19 protein-coding genes and 1 pseudogene are annotated in these 20,334 nt (G+C 37.5%); 7 read left to right on the top strand and 13 right to left on the bottom strand.

What is annotated here, in order from left to right; translation table 11 throughout:
* Positions 1 to 5: 5 nt before the first annotated feature.
* The 3 genes from P4S71_RS05145 to P4S71_RS05135 form a co-directional block, all read right to left on the bottom strand.
* Positions 6 to 596, bottom strand: a complete 591-nt coding sequence (locus P4S71_RS05145) for a hypothetical protein (RefSeq protein ID WP_007378919.1) — start codon at positions 594 to 596, stop codon at positions 6 to 8.
* A gap of 432 nt (positions 597 to 1,028) precedes the next feature.
* On the bottom strand, positions 1,029 to 1,220 hold the full coding sequence (locus P4S71_RS05140; protein ID WP_007378921.1) for a hypothetical protein: 192 nt from the start codon (positions 1,218 to 1,220) through the stop codon (positions 1,029 to 1,031).
* A 58-nt stretch (positions 1,221 to 1,278) separates the two neighbouring features.
* Positions 1,279 to 1,452 (bottom strand): DUF1328 domain-containing protein, encoded by a 174-nt coding sequence (locus P4S71_RS05135; protein ID WP_002961939.1) that lies wholly within the window; start codon positions 1,450 to 1,452, stop codon positions 1,279 to 1,281.
* 517 nt (positions 1,453 to 1,969) lie between these two features.
* Between P4S71_RS05135 and P4S71_RS05130 the strand changes: the two genes are divergently transcribed.
* The 5 genes from P4S71_RS05130 (at position 1,970) to P4S71_RS05110 (ending at position 6,449) form a co-directional block, all read left to right on the top strand.
* On the top strand, positions 1,970 to 2,212 hold the full coding sequence (locus tag P4S71_RS05130) for an OadG family protein (RefSeq protein WP_076925244.1): 243 nt from the start codon (positions 1,970 to 1,972) through the stop codon (positions 2,210 to 2,212).
* A gap of 11 nt (positions 2,213 to 2,223) precedes the next feature.
* Positions 2,224 to 4,005, top strand: a complete 1,782-nt coding sequence (oadA, locus tag P4S71_RS05125) for a sodium-extruding oxaloacetate decarboxylase subunit alpha (protein WP_076925245.1) — start codon at positions 2,224 to 2,226, stop codon at positions 4,003 to 4,005.
* Positions 4,006 to 4,018: 13 nt separating this feature from the next.
* A complete protein-coding gene (locus P4S71_RS05120) occupies positions 4,019 to 5,149 on the top strand; it encodes a sodium ion-translocating decarboxylase subunit beta (RefSeq protein WP_002961942.1) in 1,131 nt (376 codons plus the stop codon).
* Positions 5,150 to 5,287: 138 nt separating this feature from the next.
* Positions 5,288 to 6,259, top strand: coding sequence for an aldo/keto reductase (locus P4S71_RS05115; protein ID WP_337150236.1), 972 nt, complete (start codon positions 5,288 to 5,290; stop codon positions 6,257 to 6,259).
* A gap of 13 nt (positions 6,260 to 6,272) precedes the next feature.
* Positions 6,273 to 6,449: a hypothetical protein gene (locus tag P4S71_RS05110; RefSeq protein WP_007378927.1), complete on the top strand. Its 177-nt coding sequence runs from the start codon at positions 6,273 to 6,275 to the stop codon at positions 6,447 to 6,449.
* A gap of 106 nt (positions 6,450 to 6,555) precedes the next feature.
* On the opposite strand, the gene P4S71_RS05105 is transcribed toward P4S71_RS05110, so the two are convergent.
* Complete coding sequence (locus P4S71_RS05105) at positions 6,556 to 7,869, bottom strand: peptidoglycan DD-metalloendopeptidase family protein (RefSeq protein WP_096793703.1); 1,314 nt, start codon at positions 7,867 to 7,869, stop codon at positions 6,556 to 6,558.
* 323 nt (positions 7,870 to 8,192) lie between these two features.
* Between P4S71_RS05105 and tyrS the strand changes: the two genes are divergently transcribed.
* Positions 8,193 to 9,392 carry a tyrosine--tRNA ligase gene (gene tyrS, locus P4S71_RS05100; protein ID WP_007378401.1) on the top strand — a complete coding sequence of 400 codons (1,200 nt, stop codon included), beginning with the start codon at positions 8,193 to 8,195 and terminating at the stop codon, positions 9,390 to 9,392.
* 63 nt (positions 9,393 to 9,455) lie between these two features.
* Here tyrS and P4S71_RS05095 read toward each other — a convergent pair whose 3' ends face one another.
* The 4 genes from P4S71_RS05095 to folE2 form a co-directional block, all read right to left on the bottom strand.
* Positions 9,456 to 10,400: a cobalamin biosynthesis protein CobD/CbiB gene (locus tag P4S71_RS05095; RefSeq protein ID WP_337150235.1), complete on the bottom strand. Its 945-nt coding sequence runs from the start codon at positions 10,398 to 10,400 to the stop codon at positions 9,456 to 9,458.
* Positions 10,401 to 11,108, bottom strand: coding sequence for a 5'-methylthioadenosine/S-adenosylhomocysteine nucleosidase (gene mtnN, locus P4S71_RS05090; protein ID WP_008133796.1), 708 nt, complete (start codon positions 11,106 to 11,108; stop codon positions 10,401 to 10,403). It lies immediately after the preceding gene.
* 125 nt (positions 11,109 to 11,233) lie between these two features.
* Entirely contained in the window at positions 11,234 to 11,830 is a 597-nt protein-coding gene (locus P4S71_RS05085; protein WP_007378398.1) for a DUF2726 domain-containing protein, read from the bottom strand.
* 115 nt (positions 11,831 to 11,945) lie between these two features.
* A complete protein-coding gene (gene folE2 / locus P4S71_RS05080) occupies positions 11,946 to 12,866 on the bottom strand; it encodes a GTP cyclohydrolase FolE2 (protein WP_337150234.1) in 921 nt (306 codons plus the stop codon).
* Between the two features lie 232 nt (positions 12,867 to 13,098).
* On the opposite strand from folE2, the pseudogene arcB reads away from it, so the two are divergent.
* Positions 13,099 to 15,416 (top strand): annotated as a pseudogene (arcB, locus tag P4S71_RS05075) (aerobic respiration two-component sensor histidine kinase ArcB).
* Between the two features lie 13 nt (positions 15,417 to 15,429).
* Here arcB and arcA read toward each other — a convergent pair.
* The 5 genes from arcA to trmB form a co-directional block, all read right to left on the bottom strand.
* Entirely contained in the window at positions 15,430 to 16,146 is a 717-nt protein-coding gene (gene arcA / locus P4S71_RS05070) for a two-component system response regulator ArcA (protein ID WP_007378395.1), read from the bottom strand.
* A 516-nt stretch (positions 16,147 to 16,662) separates the two neighbouring features.
* Entirely contained in the window at positions 16,663 to 17,886 is a 1,224-nt protein-coding gene (locus tag P4S71_RS05065; protein ID WP_442961655.1) for an ATP-binding protein, read from the bottom strand.
* Positions 17,876 to 18,223 (bottom strand): hypothetical protein, encoded by a 348-nt coding sequence (locus P4S71_RS23080; protein ID WP_442961654.1) that lies wholly within the window; start codon positions 18,221 to 18,223, stop codon positions 17,876 to 17,878. The genes P4S71_RS05065 and P4S71_RS23080 overlap by 11 nt, the downstream gene beginning before the upstream one ends.
* Positions 18,224 to 18,372: 149 nt before the next feature.
* Positions 18,373 to 19,398 (bottom strand): methyltransferase, encoded by a 1,026-nt coding sequence (locus P4S71_RS05060; RefSeq protein ID WP_008133789.1) that lies wholly within the window; start codon positions 19,396 to 19,398, stop codon positions 18,373 to 18,375.
* A gap of 64 nt (positions 19,399 to 19,462) precedes the next feature.
* The gene (gene trmB / locus P4S71_RS05055) at positions 19,463 to 20,188 is read right to left on the bottom strand and encodes a tRNA (guanosine(46)-N7)-methyltransferase TrmB (RefSeq protein ID WP_008133787.1); all 726 of its coding nucleotides are present in this window, start codon (positions 20,186 to 20,188) and stop codon (positions 19,463 to 19,465) included.
* Between the last annotated feature and the right edge of the window lie 146 nt (positions 20,189 to 20,334).

Raw genomic sequence — 20,334 nt, 5'->3', positions numbered from 1 at the left:
GGCTGCTATGCAAAAATGCTAAGTAAGTCACTATTAAAAGTAATCCCAGTTAAATTATTTTCTTTCACAAGAGTTTTAAATGCGGCATTACAGTAAATTGATTTACCACCTTGCATGCTCGACTTAAAAATTAGATTTAGATCGGACTTAAAGGCCAGAGATTTTAGACCATCTTCAAATCCATCTAGATAAGCTTTTTCCGTCAAATCTTTATCTTCTTCTTCAAAAATTAGTGGGTTGAATAAAAATAATTCTTTCTCACAATTCAATGGAACAAATTCCCCGCAGCCTTGTAAATGATTACCTATGGCCGTGTAAGCTTTTTTATTTAACACCAAGTAACTCGAAAATAAGTTTATATCATAGTCTTGTTGCTCAGCTTCTTTCTCAACTTTACAGTTAAACCCATTTTCTACAACGTCTAATATTTTAGCTTTCCCTCTTGGGAAATCATCCATAGCTATTTTCACTGCCTCGTTAAAACTGCTCTCTTTTTCTTTAGCAATTTGCTTTGCCATAGAAACAGTCGTGAGGTCGATTATGTCGTATGTTTTTGATGGCTTATGTATTTTGAAAATTACTAGATCCCTTTCCATAACTCATCCTTTTTTTCAAATATTCTAGCAGGTAACATGCCTGTTCTAATAAGCATTTTTGTATTTCTAAGCTTATTTAAGAACACTGTCTTATCTGTAGCCATACTCTCACCTAACATTGCGCCAATCCATGTTTCATAGTTATATCTATGGGTTTTACGATGCGGCGGTGCGTTAGTAGTTGATCAATCAATTATTTTGAGGTAAGAAAACCGTGTTGGTAACAAGGTAAAAATTTCGTTATTTAGTTGTTCTATATCAGAGATTTTTAACGAAGTTGGTGTCTGATTTAATCCTTCAAATTGATTAAGTATTATTACGGATTGGTATCAGTGCGGTTTGACTCATTAGCTAAAATGGGGGAAGTTGTTCGATACTTATAAACAGGCAAAAAAACGGCTCTTGAGAGCCGCTTTTTTAGTAAAAGAAGAATTAACAATTAGTTTCTTCAGCGTTTACGCCTTCTTTAACATTTTCACATGCATCTTCTACTTTGTTTTGCACGTCAGTTACTGCTTCGTCAATACGTTCACCTGCGTCTTCTGCATGATTGTCTTCACAACCCATGATGAAAAAACTTGCGAATAGACCGATTAGTGCTGCTTTTACAGTTGTTGAATTCATAATGTAATTCCTTGTAAGTGTTAATTAAGTATAAGTGTTTGTTAGTCCTATGGATTATCTACCTGGGTGATTTACCACGTAGTGCACCTGAAACTAATGAAATCACTAAAAGTACTAAAAAGATAAAAAATATAATTTTTGCTATACCAGCTGCGGCACCTGCGATGCCACCAAAACCTAACACTGCAGCGATTAAAGCAATAACTAAAAATGTGATTGTCCAGCGTAACACTGTTTTCTCCTTGGTTTATAAATTTTGCTCACAATAACTAATGCCAGTTACATGCCAAAGTGTATTGTTGTTTAATATCATGTGCTTATGTTTTTTGTGTGTTTTGGGTAATTAGTTGATTAGTAACTTTTACGCTTTGCTATGTAAGTTATTCACACCGTTACACATTGCTGGCAAATATTCACTAAATACATTTATTTTGGTAAGACCAATTAACAATTTGTCCTTTGTTTTTGTGTTTCCTATGATTTTTCATGTTTTTTTATTTAACCGGATAGTTAATTAACAACTTATATATAACTATTAGCTATAGTCATTATTTCCTGTAGCTATTGTAGGCTGCGTGATTGCAGGGTTCTGGTATGTAAATTAGTTGAGTTTTATGTTGATTATAGTTTAATTGGTTTTACCAATTTACAAGGAGTAGACAAAATAATTAGTTTTGTTATTATCCAGTGAATAAATATTTAATTAAATCGATTTTTTATTTTCGATATGGGTTTCAAGGGGGAGAAAAATGGATATAGGTGCTCTACTCACAACGGCTGGTAGCTTAATGCTAACTGGTATGGTTGGGGTGTTTGTATTTCTGTCGATATTAATTGGTGCAGTAACGCTTATGTCTAATTTGGTGACGCGCTTTAGCGAACCAGAGGCATCACCAGCTAAATCACCGTCTTTTAAATCTCAAGGTGTGCCTAATGAGCACATCGCTGCTATTAGTGCTGCCATTGCTCAGTACAAATCAAATAACAAATAAGGGGCACACACATGGCTAAATTAAAATTAACAGAATTGGTATTACGCGATGCGCACCAATCATTGCTCGCAACACGTATGCGCTTAGACGATATGCTACCTATTGCTAGCAAGCTAGATGATGCAGGTTATTGGTCTATTGAATCGTGGGGCGGTGCTACATTTGATTCGTGTATTCGTTATTTAGGCGAAGATCCTTGGGAGCGTATTCGTGCGCTTAAAAAAGCGATGCCCAATACTAAACAGCAAATGCTATTACGCGGTCAAAACCTATTGGGTTACCGTCATTACGCTGATGACGTAGTTGAAAAATTTGTAGAGCGCGCGCACAAAAATGGCGTTGACGTATTTCGTATATTCGATGCAATGAACGATGTACGCAACCTTGAAACAGCTATTAAAGCGGCTATAAAAGTAGGCGCACACGCTCAAGGTACTATTTCGTACACAGTTAGCCCTGTTCATACGCTTGAAATGTGGCTGACTCTTGCTAAGCAATTAGAAGATTTAGGTTGTCACTCAATTTGTATTAAAGACATGGCGGGTTTATTAAAGCCATACGATGCTGAAAAACTAATTAAAGCACTTAAAGAAACTGTATCGGTTCCTATTGCTATGCAGTGCCATGCTACAACGGGTTTAAGTACTGCGACTTATCAAAAAGCGATTGATGCAGGCATTGATATGCTTGATACCGCTATTTCATCTATGAGTATGACTTACGGACACACTGCTACTGAAACTATTGTATCGATAGTTGAAGGTACCGAGCGCGATACTGACCTTGATTTAAATCACCTAGAAGAAATTGCTGCTTACTTTAGAGATGTACGTAAAAAATATGCGGCATTTGAAGGTAGCTTAAAAGGGGTTGATGGTCGTATTTTACTAGCTCAAGTACCTGGTGGCATGCTTACAAACATGGAAAACCAACTTAAAGAGCAAGGCGCGGCAGATAAGCTTAATGAAGTTTTACTTGAGATCCCACGTGTACGTGAAGATCTTGGCTTTTTACCTTTAGTTACACCCACGTCGCAAATTGTAGGTACTCAAGCAGTACTTAACGTGCTTACAGGTGAGCGTTATAAAACAATTACTAAAGAAACTGCTGGCGTATTAAAAGGTGAATATGGCTTAACACCAGCACCAATGAATAAAGAGCTACAAGAGCGTGTACTTGATGGAGCTGAGGTTATTACTTGTCGCCCTGCAGATAACATTGCACCAGAGCTTGCAACGCTTGAAGCTGAATTATTAAAAGAAGCGCAAGAGCAAGGTTTAACACTTGCTGATGATCAAATTGATGATGTACTAACTTATGCATTGTTTCCACAAGTTGGTTTGAAGTTTATTAAAAACCGCAACAACCCAGATGCATTCGAGCCAGTACCTTGTGTTGAAGATAAAAGCAGTAAAGCACCTTCTAAATCAACTTCAAACAATAACGGCGTAAAAGCTGAGCAGTACAGCGTAAAAGTAGATGGTAAAGTTTACGACGTAGTAGTGGCGCAAGGTGGTGAACTTAAAGAAGTAACCTTAAAAGACTCTGAGCACATTCCCCAGTCGGCTTCGGTAGCATCAGGCGAAACGCTTAACGCACCTCTAGCCGGTAATATTTTTAAGATTAAAGTAAAAGCTGGGCAAGTTGTTAACGAAGGCGATGTAGTGATTATTATGGAAGCCATGAAAATGGAAACTGAAATACGCGCTACGCATACCGGAACAATTGCTGAAGTGTTAGTTAGTGAAGGCGATGCTGTAACTACCGGCGACGCTATGATTGCATTAGCTTAGGAGTAAATAGAGGATGGAAGGTATTTTAAACCTCTGGAATGCGACAGGCATTGCTAACTTTACAATCCCATCGTTAATAATGATTGCGGTAGGGTGTTTATTACTGTTTTTAGCGATAGCTAAAGGCTTTGAACCACTATTATTACTACCTATTGGTTTTGGTGCGATTTTAACAAATGTACCAGTGGCAGGTTTGTCAGACCCTGGTGGGCTTTTGTACTACGTTTATTATGTGGGTATTGATACGGGGATTTTTCCGTTATTGATATTTATGGGAGTAGGGGCGCTAACCGATTTTAGTGCGCTTATTGCTAATCCACGTATGTTGCTATTGGGTGCGGCTGCACAGTTTGGTATTTTTGCGACTCTGTTTGGCGCGATATTATTAAACTATGTGCCAGGCTTTGAGTTTACTTTACAGGATGCATCGGCTATTGCGATTATAGGTGGAGCAGATGGACCTACTGCAATATTTTTAGCGTCAAAACTGGCACCTGATTTACTTGGTGCAATAGCGGTAGCCGCATACTCATACATGGCACTTGTGCCAATTATTCAGCCGCCAATTATGCGTGCGTTAACAACTCCAGAAGAACGTAAAATAAAAATGCCAGAGCTTCGTAAAGTATCTAAAAAGGAAAAGATTATTTTCCCTCTTATGGTGCTTAGCTTAACGGCTATGTTTTTACCGGCTGCTATACCGCTGGTAGGTATGTTTTGTTTAGGTAACTTAATGCGAGAGTCAGGTGTTGTTGATAGATTAAGTAACAGTGCTCAAAACGAAATCATCAATGTTACAACTATATTTTTAGGCTTAGCTGTAGGCTCAAAGCTTGCTGCAGATAAGTTTTTAACTGTTGAGACGATTGGTATTTTAGTACTTGGCGCACTCGCGTTTGCAATTGGTACGGCATCTGGCGTATTTATGGCAAAAGGACTTAATCGAATATCTAAAACGCCTATAAATCCATTAATTGGGGCGGCAGGTGTATCGGCTGTGCCAATGGCGGCACGAGTAGTTAATAAAGTGGGCCTTGAAAGTAACCCACATAACTTTTTACTTATGCATGCAATGGGACCAAACGTAGCAGGTGTACTTGGTAGTGCCGTTGCTGCGGGTATTTTATTAGCACTTGTTGGCTAATAATTAAAGTGGTAGTTAATAAATGATTTAGCGCAGTTTACTGCGCTTTTTTTGCTTTTATTTCTCGTCGTTAATAGTTTCTTGTTTCTGTATTTTTGTTTAAAGTGGATGTTCTTCGCAATTTTAAGGATAGTCATAATGCTCCACACACCTTTAGCAAAATATTTACCTAATGTTAGTAAGCTTGTATTTGGATGTATGGGTCTGGGCGGCGGTTGGAATAAAGACGCAATCACTGACGCACATGTTAAGCAAACTCATGAATGTATAGATAACGCCATTGAAAGTGGTATTAACTTTTTTGACCATGCTGATATTTATACCTTTGGTAAGGCCGAGCAAGTATTTGGTAAAGCGCTAAGTGAGCGAGCAGAGCTTAGAGAACATATATATATTCAATCTAAGTGTGGGATTCGATTTGAAGATGACTTAGGGCCGAAGCGTTATGATTTTTCAGCTAAATGGATTGAGCAATCAGTCGAAGCGTCCTTAAAGCGATTAAACACAGAGTACTTAGATGTACTTATGTTGCACCGCCCTGATCCACTCATGGAAGTTGATGAAATTGCACGTGTGTTTAGTTGTTTAAAAGAAAGTGGCAAAGTACGCAATTTTGCAGTATCTAATATGCAGCAGCACCAAATGAACTTTTTACAACATGCGCTTGACATGCCAATTGTTGCCAATCAAATAGAAGCGAGCCTGCAAAAACATCAGTTTGTTGATGAAGGCATATATGCCGGTAACAGTGACGGTAAAGATCTTAATTTTACACCAGGCAGTATTGAGTACTGTCGCCATTTTGAAATCCAAATTCAAAGCTGGGGTAGTTTATGCCAAGGTTTGTACACTGGTAGTGATTTATCAAATGCATCGCAGGCCGATATAAACACCAGTATTTTAGTTAATAAGCTGGCAGCATTTTATGGTACTTCTGCTGAGGCAATTGTACTTGCATGGTTGCTTCGCCATCCCGCATCGATCCAACCAATTATTGGGACGACTAACGCTAAGCGAATTAAAGCCTCTTGTGATGCTGTAAATGTAGAGCTAACTCGTGATCATTGGTATGCACTTTATGTGAGCGCTAAAGGGCATGAGCTACCATAAGTAGGGCACTGATATGAATATATTCGTTATTTTAATTGGTTTGTTTGTAGCACTTGCTGTGCTTATTCCGTTACTTGAAAAGTATCAAACTAAAATAGGGCTCAACGGCGCAACCAAATACAGTAAATATATTTGGCCATTAGTGATGGTGTCTTTAGTTATTCAGCTCATATATGTACTAATGTACTAATGTACTAATGTACTAATGTACTAATGTACTAATGGTTTATAGCGTATACAAAAAAGCCTTTGCAGGTTAAACCTGCAAAGGCTTTTTTAATGTTTATTAATAAACTTTATTTAAGTGCTAACTGTAGCTCGCGATTGCGCTCAAGCTGGGCAATAAAGTTATCAGCAATAGGTTTAAACTTGGCAAGTTCTGAGCGAGGTAATGGCTCTGACTTAGGTAGTTTTACAGTTTTAGGGTTACGGTGAACGCCATTTACTAAAAATTCATAGTGTAAATGTGCACCAGTAACACGACCTGTAGAACCTACAGTACCAATTTGTTGGCCCTGTTTAACTTTTTGGCCCGTTTTAACTAGCTTCTTATTTAGGTGTAAGTACTTAGTTACATATTGCGTACCATGGCTAATAAATACGTAGTTACCGTTGTACTTGCTGTAACCCGCTTTAATTACTTTACCGTTACCAGATGCAACAACTGGTGTACCGGTGCGTGCTGCAAAGTCGATACCACGGTGCGCTCTAACTTGCCCAGTAACAGGGTGTAAGCGGCGAGGATTAAAGCTCGAACTAATATACTTAAAGCTTACAGGTGCACGTAAAAATGCTTTTTTCATGCTACGCCCTTCAGGCGTATAAAAATTGCCGTCGGTATGGCGAATAGCTGCAAAGCGCTGACCTTGGTTTACAAATTCAGCTGCAATAATCTTACCGGTACCAATAAACTCGCCATCAACATAGTGAGACTCGTAAATTAAGCCAAATACATCACCTTTGCGAATGTCGTTTGCAAAATCAACATCCCAACCAAATATGTCAGCAAAGTTCATTATTTGGCGTTCGCTTAAACCAGCTGCAATTGCTGAAGTCCAAAAGTTGTTAGATATTTCGCCGCCAGCGGTTTTGGTTAGCGTTTCAATTTCTTTGCTATCAATAGCTGTATCGTAGTTACCTTCTTCATTTAAGGTAACAAATAAAGTATCTGTTTTTGAAATTACATAGCGCAGTTGGGCTAAGGAGCCATCTTCAGCTGTCGCAAAACTAAGTATTTCACCTGGGTGAATTTTAGTCAGTTTGCGAGTCTCTGCATTAGTGTTAATTAGTTTATGAAGCGTTTGAGCCGAAAAACCAGCACGCTTAAAGATAATTGCTAAATTGTCGCCATTTTTAACTTTATGATCGACAAAGTCGTATTCTGGTAACTTTTCTGCTGCTTGCTCTGAATTTAACTCAGTTAATTTTTCGTTGTTATCAACTTTAACTTGTAACTCATAGCGCTTACCAATCTCTAGTGCATTTACACTATTATCTTTAGATGCAGTTGCTTTTTCAGAAGGAAGAAAGAGCAAGCCGGCAATAGCAGAAACCAAACCTAGAATAAGCAATTTGTGTTTTTTGGGGAGGGTGTTAACCACGTGAACCATAACGTGCCTTTTTCTGCTGTCAAGATAATAAATACATAATATTGCAGGATATACCTAATAATGTGCGAATACTAGTGTTTTGTAGATTTAAACTAACGCTGAATTGCGCTAGAATCGAGGTTTGAAGACCTTTTTTAACTGCTTCGTTAACTCAGACTATACGTATTATGTTTAGTTGCATTAATCACTTAAAAAGTTATTTTAATTAGGTAAAATTTGTTATGTTAGTTACATATATAATCTTGGTTTAAACCTGTATTAAATCGAGATAACGCAACTAGCTAGTCGCCTCTTTCGTTGGCAGAATTTTGGAGTAATACACAGTGGATTTACAAACCGCTCTTGCAGAGATAAAACGCGGTGCAGAAGAAATATTAATTGAAGACGAATTAGTTGAAAAACTAAAGACGGGTAAAAAGCTAAAAATAAAAGCGGGTTTTGATCCAACAGCACCTGATTTGCATTTAGGGCACACTGTACTAATTAATAAAATGAAAACCTTTCAAGATCTTGGTCATGAGGTTATTTTCTTAATTGGTGATTTTACAGGCATGATTGGTGACCCAACAGGCAAAAATGTAACGCGTAAACCACTTACTCGTGAAGATGTACTGGCTAATGCTGAAACGTATAAAGAGCAAGTATTTAAAATACTTGATCCAGCAAAAACAACAGTTGCGTTTAACTCTACTTGGATGGAAAAGTTAGGCGCTGCAGGTATGATAAAACTTGCTGCCAATCAAACCGTTGCGCGTATGCTTGAGCGTGATGATTTTAAAAAACGTTACGGCAGCGGTCAGCCAATTGCGATTCATGAATTTTTATATCCACTTGTACAAGGTTGGGATTCGGTTGCACTAGAGTCTGACGTTGAACTGGGTGGTACTGATCAGCGCTTTAACTTGTTAATGGGCCGTGAGCTACAAAAAGTAGAGGGTCAAAAGCCGCAAACAGTATTAATGATGCCATTACTTGAAGGCACTGACGGCGTTCAAAAAATGTCTAAGTCGCTTGGTAACTACATTGGTATTACTGATGCGCCAAACGATATGTTTGGTAAAATAATGTCAATTAGTGATGTGCTAATGTGGCGTTATTACGATTTATTAAGCGCGCTTTCTATTGAGGAAATTGCAGCTCAAAAAGAACGTGTTGAGCAAGGTACTAACCCGCGCGATATTAAAATTGAGCTCGCAAAAGAGTTAATAGCGCGTTTTCATAGTGAAGAAGATGCACAAGCTGCTCATAATGATTTTATTCAACGCTTTCAGAAAAAAGCGCTGCCAGATGAAATCCCTGAGCTGACAGTAACAATTGCCGAAGATGCTATTTTAATTGCTAACTTGCTTAAAGAAGCAAACTTAGTCGTAAGTACATCAGAAGCAATGCGTATGATTAAGCAAGGTGCAGTTAAACTTAACGGTGAAGATAAAATCACCGATACCAAACTTGAAATAGCAAAAGGCACAACGGCTATTTACCAAGTAGGTAAACGTAAGTTTGCAAACATCACTGTAGCTTAAACACAGTTTAAAAACGTAAAAACCAGCCTCGGCTGGTTTTTTTGTGCTCGTATTTTGAGCCCTTTAAATCACTTTTAATATTTCTATGCTGACTATCACTAACAACCAAAATACACGTGCCTGATTCAGTCTATTAATTATTACGGGTACATCATTGGGTGTGGGTAATCTATCAGTACCAATACGCATTTTATTAAAGCGAGTTCCAAAATAAACAGCTGGTCCGCCTAGTTGTACCCCACTAGATGCAGAACATGTACTGAGTAGCCAGCCCGTATTTGTTTGATAAAAGTGCCGGCCATAATGCTTTATATAATGCATGCTTTGTTTGCTTGCTCTACTCGCTGCAATAGTTAAAGCGAGTAAGCGCATAGGAATAAACTCAATGATAAACAAACTTACTTTAAGTGGCTTTAAAAACGGGCTGTTAGGAAAGATATCTCCACGCCATGCTTGCAGTATTAAGGTAAGTAGTCGATAAGCAAGGGCGGCAATGGGGCCAAAAGCTAAAAATATAAATATAACTACGAAATAGTATCGAGCAGTGCGCAGTATTAAACTCTCTATTAATGCTTTGATAATACCAGCAGATGAAAGTCTGCTTACTTCACGGGCAAGCAGTGGTTTTAGTAATTCGCGTGCTGTCGATTTTTGATTTTGTTTAGTTAGTTTTGCAATACGCAGCGCTTTTTTATCAATACTTTTACTTTCGAGGCATAAATATAAAATAAGGCCTGCGAGTAATTCAGGGTAAAAAGCGAATTCAAGCAATAGCACCACAATAATGAGAATGACACTTAAAATAAGCGTGCTTGCGAGTGTTGCAGCTAAATATTGGTAACTTTTAGGTTCTTTGCTTTTATATATACGCTTACCAATAGCACTAAAAACAGCATTTAACGCTGTATTGGGGTGATACCAACTAACAAGAGGAATAAAGCGCTCAGCAAAGAGCGCTATAATAAAGGCAATAAAGTCCAAATGGTTCTGAACAATATTGCTAAGCATTTACAGAGATACTGCCGTTAGCTTTTCTAAAAGTGCGACGACCATTTTAGATGAATTGATTGATGCTGTTTCTAGGTATTCTTCAAATGACTGCGGTGATTCTTTTCCTGCAATATCAGACATCGAACGAATAACCACAAATGGTGTATTAAGCGTAAAACATGTTTGTGCAATTGAAGCACCTTCCATTTCAACGGCAAGCATTGTAGGAAAATCGCTGCGTGCTTTATCAATGCGTACAGGGTCACACATAAATGTGTCGCCAGTACAAATCAAGCCCACTAATGTTTTAACATCACTAATTTTTGCGATTGTTTGCTCTGCTGCTTCAACCAATTTAGGGTGAGCTGCAAAGCCTGCTGGCATTTGTGGTACTTGGCCAATCTCATAACCAAAAGCAGTGACGTCTACATCATGGTGACGTACTTCTGACGAAATGACTACGTCGCCAACACTTAGCGATGGATCGAATCCACCGGCTGAGCCTGTGTTAATTACGCAGTCAGGTTTAAAGTTATCGATAAGTAAGGTGGTTGCAATAGTTGATGCCACTTTACCAATACCAGATTGAACAAGTGTTACTGTGTTACCAGCTAGTTCGCCAGTATAAAAAGTGAAACCTGCTTTAGTTAAAATTTGTGGATTTTGCATAGCTTCGCGTAAAATTTTAACTTCTGGCTCCATTGCGCCAATAATACCAACATTCATAATGTTTAATTCCTGAGTTTGAATGACTTGATTATACGTGAAGTTAGCCATAAAAAACAAAAAAGCGAGCAGTTTTCACGGCTCGCTTAAAATACTTTTAGAAACGTGTTTAGCTCAGAGTATTACTAAATTTCAGCTAAAGCTGTTGTTTGTGCCTTTGCTTGAGAAGGTGATAGTACTGCCGGTTTATGAACACGATTACGAATTGGGCGTTTTGCTTGAGAGGCGCCAGGTTTACCAATTTTATACATAATAGCATCGCGTACTTCAGAAGGGCGGTATCCCGACTTTACTTTCATTCGAATATGAGGAATACCTGCTGCTTCAAGTGCACCATTAACAAACCAATCACGCTGTGCTTTGTGGCCATCTTTATTTGCGTTATTAACTAAATCAACTGCGGCTACAATAGTCATTTTATCTTTATCGATTAATACAAAATCAAGTTGTTTATTTTTTGCTTTAGCAATTGCTGCACGTTTAGATTTAGGTGATAAGCCTTCTTTACAATCAATTACATCGACTAATTTTACGCGGCTTACAATTTTGTATTGATCGCCAACAGCACGTTCTAATAAACTTAAAAAGGCACTCTCTACTTGTGTAAATACGCTCTGCTTGCGAGTAAATGGATACGGATTCCCACCATCGTCACTAAATTTTGATACAACAACAGACGCACCCACAACTAATACTAAAATAGATAATAAAGCGAATTCCATACGGTAACCTCATAACAACAAATTGACACTGCATAACTAAAGCAATTAGTGTGCCTAAATAATGTGTATTAAGGTTTTATTGTTATCGCGTTTTTATGCTTTATTCAGTTTATGGTTAAGCTTGATAACCGTTAGTGAGCCCTTTAACTGCAATAGCAACTGCATCATGGGCATGGAGTGATTCATAATGGTTTATTTGTAGCCAATAATCTGCGTAATTATTATGTTCAAGTAATGCTTTTATTTTACGTGCAGCATCTTCGCAAAACATTAAGTTTTGACCATTCAAACGAGCAAACTCCTGTTCATCTTCGCGCTTAACTGCGGCTTGAACAGGTGTTTTTAGTTCCTCCTCAAGCATGTTTATTAAATTTACGACGTCAAATTCATCAGTTTTGCTATTAAGTTTTACTTTTACATTAGCAATAGAGCGTTGTGAGTGAGGGGTGGCAACAATACCTTGCGTTGTACCAAGCCACTCACGTACGTCTTTCTGGCTTAGTGTTTCTTGATTAAACTTCTCACTAAATGCATTTTGTATCAGCTGACGAGCAAGCGCCGCTGAACAGGGACAGGTTGAAGAATAAGTAACGTCGACTGTTAGCTCATAATGAATATTGTTATTTTCAAGTGTACTAGTGAGCGTAATTGGATAGCTTTTCCAACCTGTTTTACCACTTAGTAGTGATTTACGGCGTAATGGTAGTTCAAATTTAAATTCAATTTGTGCTTTATCGCTCAGGCCTTCGTGACTAGTAATAAATGTATCGAGTGCTTGCGCTATAGTTTGAGGGTTAACTTGCTGCTCAGTAGACAACATATCAAGGGCTAAAAATAGGCGCGACATATGAATGCCTTTAGCCTCTTCTTTGTGAAGGTTAACAAATGCACGGGCTTTAGCATTAACAGTAACAGGCGCTAAATCACGGGATTCGAAAATGAATGGCAGCTCAATTTCACCCATACCAACCCAGTCTAATTTACCTGTTTGTAAAGCGGGGGCGGTGTCAGCTATATCGGGCATATTAGTTTGCATGGTATGTTACTCGTTAATTGCAATGATAAGGCGTCGTATTTTACACGAAATAATCATCTCCTGAAATGAGGACTTTAATAGTGTTTACTTTCGAGCATGAATTTTTTCTGTTTTTGTCGCACAACATGAAAATAGCTAATAGAAAAATGCTAAAATCGGCAAAAATAGTATGTTTAGCAATTTTTACTGCCTTACTTATGTTTAAGCACACCGCTAAGAGATAAAATTACGTATGACCGATTATTCTTTGAGCCCTTGGGTTCGGGTACTTTCCAGCTTAATAACACGATTTGGTGAGTTTAAAACTGCCGCTATTTGTTATTCTTTATTATTAGCCGCATCTCTTATTCTATCGAGCATGTTTTATTATGTCGCAATAGGTGAATTTCACTTTGTTGATATTTTAGCCGTGGTTTTTTTGCTGCTGTTGTGTCTCCGCTAATTATTAGTGTGCTACTCAATTCAATCCGTCAGTTAGACGCCTCATATGCATATTTAGATAGCGCAACCAAACAAGAAAAATTACTAAATCAGACGCTTAAAGATAATATCAGCCGATTAAATATTGAAATTGATGAACGTAAAATGGCATTTCATGCTAAGCATCGCGCTATTGAAGAGTTACGCCGAGAAATAGCAGAACGTAAAAAAACACAGCAAGAGTTAGCACAACAAAGTATGTTGCAACGCTCTATTGTTGACTCATCACCTGATTTATTTTATTACCGCGATAACAATGGTGTGTTTGCTGGATGTAATAAAGTATTTGAAGAAGTAATGGGAAAGTCCAGCAGTGAGCTTATTGGTAAAACAGCTGAGCAAATATTTCCAAGTGATTTTCTATCTGAAGTTTTAAGAACCGATAAAGAAGTAGAGCAAAACCATCAACCCCTAACTATCGATGTTGGTTACGAAGTAAACGGTGAAACTCGTTGGTTTGAACTACGTAAACTTCCTTTTATTAATGATGAGGGCGATTACATAGGTTTACTTGGCTTTGGCCGTGACATCACCAGCCGAAAAGAAGCCGCGCAAGCACTTGAAACAGCATATAAAGATAAAGGGAAGTTTATTGCAACATTGAGTCATGAGTTACGTACTCCGCTAAATGGTATTGTTGGGTTAACTCGGATGTTACTTGATACGGATCTTAATAAACAGCAACGCAGTTGGTGTAATACAGTCTTCTCGAGTGCTGAAACATTAGGTAATATTTTTAACGATATTATAGATTTAGATAAAATAGATAGAGAACAACTCGATATAGCCACTAATTCAATTAATGTTTCTGACTTTATTAATGACGTTGTGAATTTTGCTGGGCTTATTGCTGAACAAAAAGAACTAAAGTTTAATATTGAGCGTCATGGTGTGCTTGACGTATATGCAGAGTTAGATCCGACCCGATTGCGCCAGGTTGTATGGAACTTAATTAATAACGCTGTTAAGTTTACTCAGCAAGGTGAAGTTAAGCTGGTTTGCCGTAGAGAAAATCGCTCTGAAGGCGCTTGGTTAGTCATGAAAATTTCAGATACAGGCCAAGGCATACCGCAAGAGCAACTCCCACGAATATTTGATATGTATTATAAAGCACCAGATATAAAAGGGACTAATGCAATTGGTTCAGGAATAGGACTTGCTGTTACGAAGGCCTTAGTGAGTGCTATGAATGGTATTATCACTGTCGATAGTACCGAAGGGAAGGGCAGTTGTTTTACGGTTCAAATACCGTTAAGCCTCTGTATTGCTCCAACGGAACAAGGTTATGTTGGTCGAAGCCTGCATATTTTACTGGTAGAAGATGTGCCGCTCAATGCAGAGATTGCGACTAACTTATTAGAGCAGCGAGGACACGAAGTATTATGGGCCGAAACAGGTGAAGATGCTCTATCTTTTGTTGAAACTGAAGACGATTTAGATTTAATTTTACTTGATATGCAATTACCAGATATAAATGGTGACGAAGTAGCTAGGCAGATACGAGCAGATAGTTATTTTGATAAATTACCGATTGTTGCACTTACTGCTAACGTTCGAAGCGCAGAAGAAGAGCTTGCGGGAATATCAATACAAGGAGCACTTGCTAAACCTATTAATACAGTGAAACTTGATAAAATGCTTGCTGACCTATTTGATATTAAAAAAATAGAGAATAAAGCGCCTCAGTTAAAAGTAAGTGCAGAAGCACTTAAAGGCATTGATGCTCATTTACTTGATGTTGAGACAATAGAAGACTTTGTTAACTCAATGGGAGTGGTTGTATTTAAACGCAGTAGTCAGTTGTTTGAAAAGTTAAACCCACAATACCAACAAGAGTTACTTGCTTCATTAAATAGCGGTGATAGAGAAGAGTACAAATCGGTAGCGCACAAGCTTAAAGGAGCCGCTGGATCTGTTGGTTTAAATGATGTGCAACTTCATGCAAAAGTAATGGAATATGGCGCTATTGATGAAACTGATGAAGTTTTAAACGAATGGTTAGATGTTCTAGCAGATAAAATAAATGAAGGACAACAAGCCCTTCATTTATTTTTACAGCAATTAGAGTAAATGTTCGTTCTAATTAGCTATCAATTTTACCAATAAAGCGATAACCCTCACCATGGATAGTGCTGATTAACTCTGATGTTGAGTTGTCGCTTTCAAAGTGTTTACGAATACGACGAATTGTAACATCAACAGTACGGTCGTTTGCACGAAGCTCACGGCCCGTCATGTGTTTAATTAATTGCTCACGGCTAAAAATTCGGCCAGGAGAATCAAGCATTAAACGCAGTGCTCTGTACTCACCTTTAGGTAAACGCTTAGCATCACCATTGGGAGATGTTAGGCAACGGCTGTTTTCATCAAGTTCCCAACCATTAAATGTAATAACACCATTTGTTTCTAGTGCTGATTCTTCACCACCTAGCGCTGTACGTGTAATTAGGTTACGCGCTCTAATTGTCAGTTCGCGTGGGTTAAACGGTTTAGTGATATAATCATCAGCACCAATTTCAAGCCCCAAGATACGATCAACATCGTTATCTCGACCCGTTAAGAAGATAAGGCCCACTTTGCGCTTTTGGCGTAATTCACGAGCTAATATAAGACCGTTTTTACCTGGAAGATTGATATCCATAACTACAAGATTAACGTCATCGTTATTTGTAAGCTTGTCATGCATGTCATCGCCATCAATGGCTTCAATAACTTTGTAACCTTCAGCTTCAAATAAACTAACGAGGTTTAGTCGAGTTACGTCTTCATCCTCTACGATTAGAATGACTGGCGTTTGCATTATTAATTAACCTTTTGGATTATTTACAAAAAAATCGGTATTACACATAAAACCGATTACTAGAGATTATAGGATTATATCCAATTGTTAACAAGAAAAAACAATGTGGATAAATTTTAAACAGTAGCGTATTCAAAGTTTACTAAAAAGGGCCGTGCAAAAACTACTGTTTAATAGATATATCTACGGATGTACTCATTTGAATAGTAAAGTCGAAGCCATTTTCTTTTAATAATCGATACATCCATCAATTATGTAAAAGTGCTTAAAATAATCAAACCAATTCAAAGCGAAATTATATCATCATCTAACCTTTCATCAATGTATGTGATATCACAAAGATGATAAAGTTCACAAATGACTTCGTATTAATTATTTAATATTACGTATTTTACCACATGCACTCTTTATGTGGTCATTAAGTAGTAATTCAAGGACTAAATTTTAAATTAATGTACTTTTTAGTTATATTCCATTAAGGAATTGTAATTATAAAGCGTGCACCCTGTTGTTCTTCTAGATCAAAGAGTATTCGCCCCCAAGTGATTGCGTAACTAAATTATAAACTAGATGCATTCCAAGACCGCTTGCACCTTGCCCTCTTTTAGATGTAACAAAGGGGTCAAAAATTCTATGCTTAATACTGTTATCTACACCTTGGCCATTGTCACTATAAACGATAGTGAGTTGTTTCCCGATTAGCTCAATATCAAAGCGTATTTCGTTGTTTTCAGCATCTAAAAAACCATGAATTACAGAATTAAGTAATAGTTGTTGAAATATTTGCTGTAACGGTTCTGATTTACTCTGTATGGCTAAATCAGTAGGACAATTAATAGTAACGACAGGGTTTTTATCGGTAAGCTCTGATTGCATTGATGTTAGAACATCGCTGATAAGCTTATGGATGTTTAAATTGGTATTGTCACCATCATCTTGGATAACCGCAACTTTTTTAAAGTTAGAAATTAAATCAGCAGCGCGATTTAAGTTACGATAAATTAAATCAAGATTTTCTATACCTTCATCTATAAAGTTTTTTAATTGGTTAGACGTAAGTTTTTTATCATCAAAGCTTAGTTTTATATCAGCGAGTTTATCACGCAACAACGTAGAGCCGGTGATCCCAAGTCCAATCGGTGTATTAACCTCATGAGCAACGCCTGCAACCATTTGCCCAAGTGAGGCCATTTTTTCATTTTCTACAATTTGTGTTTGATACTGGTGCATACGCTCAAGTGTCGTTAAAAGATCTTGATTTGCTTCTCTAAGTGCAATAGTACGTCGATTTACTTTTTCTTCTAGATTCAGGTTTAATTGTTTTATTTCTTCTTTATCTTTTTCGTGTCGGGTAAGTTGCTTTTGAGTTCGGGCAAGCATGATATTTAAACTGTTAGAAAGCGCGGTAATTTCTTTTACATTGGTTGATGGCGCTCGTGCGTCGTAATTATGGTTCTTTGATACGTCTTGCAATAGTCTGTTTAAATGCTCAATTGGCTTTGCAATCCGTTTTTGTACTTTTATAGCAATAAAGTACACCACAATAAGTATTAGTAGCGTTAAAAATATATCGATTAGTATTTTTTGTTTTATATATACATCAAGGCTCTCAAGGCTTCCACGCATGTAAACGTAGCCAACTAATTTTTCATCATTTAAAATTGGGCGTATAAGTTCAATATATTCATTGTTGATACGTGGTGTTTCTAATTCGTCAATGCTATCTATTCTAAGTGGCACCGGAGGTGTTTTTTTGCATTAAAACTGATAAAAAAACTGGTTTTTGTGAGGTTTTTTCTATTGAATAAATATGGATGTTTTTAACAAGTGGGATTTTATCAAACGATTTAAGCCGTCTTTCTTCATTTTTTCTATTGTTTGTTATTACAGAGTTTCCTGCATCAAAAGCAACAATTTCAGAAAGAATCACCAGTTTGCTAATAATTAACTGCTTTTGTTCTTTAACACTTAAATAAGTTGAAATAGAAATAGATAACGACAAGCAAATCGCTGTTATAAGCATAATTAAGTTTATTAGCGCTTTGCGAATACTACTTTGATGTACTTTTTTAGGCATTGTTTGATCGTCGCCTGAGTTAATTTAATTAGTTAAGGTTATAGTTTAGCAAAGACGCAGAAAAATGAAGGAAAAAACGAGGCTAATTCTTATATTTATTCGAAAGTTAGCGCGAGCACTTAACGTGCTCAATCAGTTAAATATTTAAATTAGCTACTATAAACAGCAAATTTATTATTTTTAAATACCGTTTGATAGTCTGCAAATTGAGACTCTAGAATAGGCGGGTACTTTAAAAAGCTGTTAGCAACAATATTCAGCTTGCCCACTTTCGTCAAATGTAATTTTGCGTTTGCAAGAAAAGTTTCAGCAACAGTGTAATCAGTTGCAATACCAGTATGAAATGGTGGGTTACTTACAATTAAATCAAATTTCCCGCTAATATTTTTCAGACCATCGCTTAATATAGCAATGCCTTTTATACCATTTAGCTTTAAAGTTTGTTCTGTTGCATATGTTGCTAAGGCGCTAACATCGCTACAGACAAACTCAAGGGCTGAGTTTTGCAGTCCTAAATAGGTTGCTATTAAACCTGCGCCGCAGCCAAAGTCGAGCACTTTACCTTGTTTTATCGTTGGTGCGTTTTCAAGTAGTATTTTTGTTCCTGCATCCAAACTGCCGTGGTTAAATACCCCAGGAACACTAATAGCTGTAAACTCAGTGTCGGCAACATTAACAACAAACTTTTTGTGATAGGTCGTAATATCAAAGTGTGGGTGTTTGGTTATTTCAGCAAATGAGTAAAGAACGCAGTGCTTAGCTGAATCAATCTTGTTACTAAACTCAGCTTTACCAGCTAATTGTTTTTCAATTGATTTAACACCACTTTTGTTTTCACCTACCACCAATAGCTCGGCATCATCAGTAATAGCAGAGCGGATATTATCAAGTGCCATAAGTAATTCTGGTTTTGATTTAGGGTAGTAAAGAATAACTAAATCGTAGTCGTTACCAGGTATTGTGTGACTTACATGAATATCAACATCTTTGGTGTTTTTAGCAAACTCTCCGTTAGCATGGTTGTAGCTAAATGCAGTTACTTTGCTTTGCGGGTTAAGTTCTTTAAGCTCTGTTAAAAAGCCATCTTGAACAAAGTTGACCACCAAGATAGATTTACCCGTTAGTGCCTCGCTATTTCGAAGTAACAGTAAACTTGGGTTGGTTAATACGCTCATAAATGGCTTTGCCTTACAGTATGTTTAGTTTTATTAAAAGTGAGATTAAGTAATTAAAATTTAATTACTCAGTACGCTCAAACATTAAATCCCATACGCCATGGCCTAAACGATGGCCGCGTTGCTCAAACTTAGTAAGAGGGCGCAAATCTGGGCGTGGAACATAATCGTTTGTTTCAGATTGGTTTTTAAAACCAGGTGCTACTTTCATAACTTCAAGCATATGCTCTGCGTAGTTTTCCCAATCTGTAGCCATGTGAAAAACACCGCCCATTTTTAATTGAGTTCTTAATTTTTCAACAAACTCAGCTTGTACAATACGACGTTTATGATGACGTTTTTTATGCCAAGGATCAGGGAAAAATAATTGCAGTGTGGTTAAGCTTTCATTAGGTATGCAATCTGCAAGTACTTCAACTGCATCGTGTTCAAAAATACGTAAGTTGGTAATGCCTGCTTCATCGGCATCCATTAAACAAGCACCAACGCCTGGGCGGTGTACTTCAATACCGATAAAGTTTAGATGTGGGGCATTTGTTGCCATTTCGACAAGCGATTTACCCATACCAAAACCAATTTCTACTACTACATCGTTGTTGTTGCCAAAAACTTCGCTTAAATCAAGCATACCGTTTTTATGCTCTAGGCCCATTGTTGGCCAGCATTTTTCGATTGCAGCGGCTTGGCCTTTGGTTAATCGACCTTCGCGTTTTACAAAACTGCGAATGGTGCGGATGTATTTACCTTCTTGCTTAGCTTGCTCAAGGTTAGTGTTACTTGATTCACTCATATTATTGGCCTGACAAAAACAATGTGTTTAAAAATGGTTGCATATTATCCCTGACCGAGCCCGCAATCACAAGTATTAGCTGGTTTTACACCCCGTATAGCTTGATCTTTTTGTTAACTGCAATAGACTGAGCCGCCATTGGGCAT

The sequence above is a fragment of the Pseudoalteromonas sp. B62 genome, assembly GCF_037162565.1.
Taxonomy (GTDB): Bacteria; Pseudomonadota; Gammaproteobacteria; order Enterobacterales; family Alteromonadaceae; genus Pseudoalteromonas; species Pseudoalteromonas fuliginea.
This window is presented reverse-complemented; position numbering and strand designations above follow the sequence as displayed.